The following is a 3383-nucleotide window of genomic DNA, read 5'->3' on the forward strand; positions in this document are numbered from 1 at the left end:
AGTTTTACGAGAAAGTATCCCGCATCATCTGTAGGTTAGCGAATCAGGGGATAATGACGACTAGGCACGGAGCAAAGATATGGCAGTTAAAGTATTGAACGATCGCTACGAAGTACAAAAGCAATTGGGTAAAAAAGCGAAGCAGCTTACCCTCTTAGGCCGTGATCTGCAAATGGACAGGCTAGTTGTGATCAAAATTTTAGGCTTAGATGCCTCAGAAGCAGCGATGATTGCTCGTTATGAACAGGAGATGGAAACACTAAGATCCCTGTCCCATCCTGCTATTCCGGTTTATATAGACTCCTTTCGGTATCCGCTCCGCAATGCTGAAGGGTTTGCGATCGTACAAGCCTACGTTCCCGCCCGTAACATGAGAGATTTACTCCGCCAAGGGCGAGTGTTTACCGAGTCAGAAGCTAAGCAAATTGCTAAGAATGCCCTTGATGCCTTGGTTTATCTTCATGGGCTATCGCCGCCCGTATTACACCGCAACATTAAGCCTAGTAACGTCCTTGTAGAGCTAGACTCAAACAACACAGTTGGGCAAGTATCACTGCTAGACTTTGGCTCTATTCAAGCAGCAGCAACCCTAGATGACAGTAGCTCAAAAATTATGGCCAGTTATGAATACACTGCCCCAGAGCACTTTGCTGGCAGTCCTGTATTTGCCTCTGATCTCTATAGTTTAGGAACAACATTAATCACAGCGCTAACAGGTACCCACATCTCTGAATTGCCACGTAAAGGTGCCCGCATTTTGTTTGAAGATGCTGTTAACCTCAGCACTGAATTTGCGGACTGGTTGAAACGCATGACAGATCCAAACTTACTGACTCGTCTGCCATCGGCACAGATTGCTCTGATGACTGTATTAATGATGTAAGTAATGATAGCGTCAGCACTGCTGCCACTCTATCTAAAGTTACTAGCTGGAGTACTTGTAGGAGTCTGGCTAGGTAAGTCACTTCCCACAATTACAGCCGACTATTTGGGGCAGGCACTGTTCTGGGTTGGTGTGCCTATCAGCATTCTAGCCTTCTTACGTAAGGCTGATTTATCTGGCTCTGTTTGGATTGCTCCTGCGGTTGGTTGGGTAGCTATTCTCTCTGGAATGAGTATTGCTTGGATGTGGCTTCAGTGGCAACAACAGCAGACAAAACTAATCTTGCCGTTGCCAACCCAAGGTAGCTTTTTACTGGCAGCTATGGTAGGTAATACGGGTTACATTGGTTACCCAGTTAGTCTGAGCCTGACTGGTGAACAATATTTTGCCTGGGCAATGTTCTATGACCTAGTAAGCACAACGTTAGGGGCTTATGGGTTGGGTGCAGCATTGGCTAGTCGTCTAGGTAACGTGTCGTGGGCAATGGAAGGATCCCAGTCCCAAGTACGATGGCTCACTCAGGCGTTGCTCTATAACCCTGCATTGTGGAGTTTTGTGATTGGGTATGGCTTTCGATCGCTGCCCCTACCCAACAAGTTAGAGCAAAGCCTAACGATAATTGCTTGGTTAAGCGTTGCACTGTCGCTAGTGTTAACAGGTATGAGATTGAGTGCTTTAACGTCGTGGACCCACATCAAACCAGCAACTGCTAGTATCTTAATCAAGATGGTGATAGTACCACTGGCGATCGGACTAGCGCTATCTATGACTGGCCTAACAGGTACCCCTCGATTGGTGATTGTATTGCAAGCAGGGATGCCACCTGCTTTTGCCACTCTTGTGTTATCAGAAGCCTATCGGTTAGATCAGGGCCTAACAGTGACTGCCATAGCCTTGGGCGCGATCGCGCTGTTTATCACTTTGCCAGTTTGGCTTTGGCTATTTCACTGACTGTCAGCTTGGTGTCACTAAATTGTTTCAGGTCTAGATCTTGCACCATCAAACTATCTGTCATGGTGATACCAGTCACATCACTAGACACAGCCAAAAATCTACACTGATTAAGCAGGCTCCTGCTACTGTGCGTTACATAGCATAATGCACTAGACGTTAGCTATGTAGATAGCTGTGAACAATGGGGAGAGCCGAGCAACGGCTACTTTAGTGTGCACAGAAGTGTGCACAGAGTGGGAGGTGTAACTTTCCATAGCTCAGAGTGCAACTTTTCTAACTGATACAAACTGGATAGTAAAGTAGCATGACAGTTTCAAGTAGCGTGGCAAGTTTGCTAATCTGGTGGCTATGCTAGAGTTACGGGTATTTTGACATTATTAGCATAAAAATCCAAAGTGCTGGTCGAAGTAAGATTCAGGGTGATACAGTTTGCTATCGGCAATGGATAGACAGTCCTCACATTGTTGCAACCTGTGTTGTTTCTGTGTTTGTGTTCCCATGTGTCCATGATGGTCGGACGTAGGAGTATTGAGACTGAAGTGACAAGCTGGATGAATATCAGTGGTCGCGAGATTTTAACCCATGAACAGCAGTTGTATAACCATCTGTTGTCAAAAGTTGAAGTGGATCCGCCAGATCAACTAGTGCGTGACTTTTGTAGCCTATTTATTGATGGGTATGGCTATGTCCATCGAGAAATCCACCAATTAGTGGATCAGATCGTACTGTCTAAACAAGCTGACCAGGACTTTAAATTCGTTTTGAATCGATGTTGCCATATTTTGATTAACCGCTGGCAAACTCGACCTTCTCACCATGCAGCTATCCCTGAGCTTATTGGGTTGTTCGAGAGAGTTCCTACCAAGACCCCAACTGATTATTCTCGACATAAGGCCATTCGGCGGTTGCGTGAGCTAACAACACTATTTACGCAGACAGAGCAATATGCTGCGTTGCGGCGATTGGCTCAAGTGATGAGCTACTCTGCTGATTCAGTGAGTATAAGTACTCAACCTCTAGGTACGCTAATCCGTCGCTATCCATATCTATACGAACATTGCTTACTCACAGATGGTGCGCGCCGAGAGGATCAGCAAACTATTCGAGAGTTACAAGCTCAGGTTCAGCGCCAGTTTGAAATTGATTTGACTCAATATGTAACTTACCGAGTCCGGCGGGCACAGCTAGCTCGCTCGTCTAACGGAGCAACCCGACAGTTAATTCAGCCTGTGAAAAATCCGACCTTACTGGATGACCATGACCTGGTGTTAGCTGTGAAACAATTTGCAGGTAAAGTCGAAGGCTCCAATACCTATAAGGACCTAGCCCAGCGGTTCGTTACCCACACGAGTCAAGGCATATCGTTTCAATCATTTAAGGATGATCTCTATCAATATCTGGTGACCTCGATCGAACCCAGCTATGGCAAACGTCGGTTCAATGATCAGCTATATAACCAGCTTAAAAATATTTTGCCTGATAGCAATTCGCAACGAGTCAACGACATGCTGCTGGTCAAAGCTTGTAGCCAATTGTTGAATTTTTT

The 3383-nt window shown here is 45.8% G+C and carries 3 protein-coding genes; all 3 read left to right on the top strand.

Annotation, left to right across the window (positions count from 1 at the left end; all coding sequences use genetic code 11):
• Nucleotides 1–79 precede the first annotated feature (79 nt).
• Nucleotides 80–883 (top strand): serine/threonine protein kinase, encoded by an 804-nt coding sequence (locus NZ772_15995; protein MCS6815057.1) that lies wholly within the window; start codon nucleotides 80–82, stop codon nucleotides 881–883.
• 3 nt (nucleotides 884–886) lie between these two features.
• On the top strand, nucleotides 887–1834 hold the full coding sequence (locus NZ772_16000) for an AEC family transporter (protein MCS6815058.1): 948 nt from the start codon (nucleotides 887–889) through the stop codon (nucleotides 1832–1834).
• A gap of 554 nt (nucleotides 1835–2388) precedes the next feature.
• Nucleotides 2389–3383: hypothetical protein (locus NZ772_16005; GenBank protein ID MCS6815059.1), on the top strand; the 995-nt coding region annotated here is incomplete at its 3' end.

The organism is Cyanobacteriota bacterium, assembly GCA_025054735.1.
Taxonomy (GTDB): domain Bacteria; phylum Cyanobacteriota; class Cyanobacteriia; order SKYG9; family SKYG9; genus SKYG9.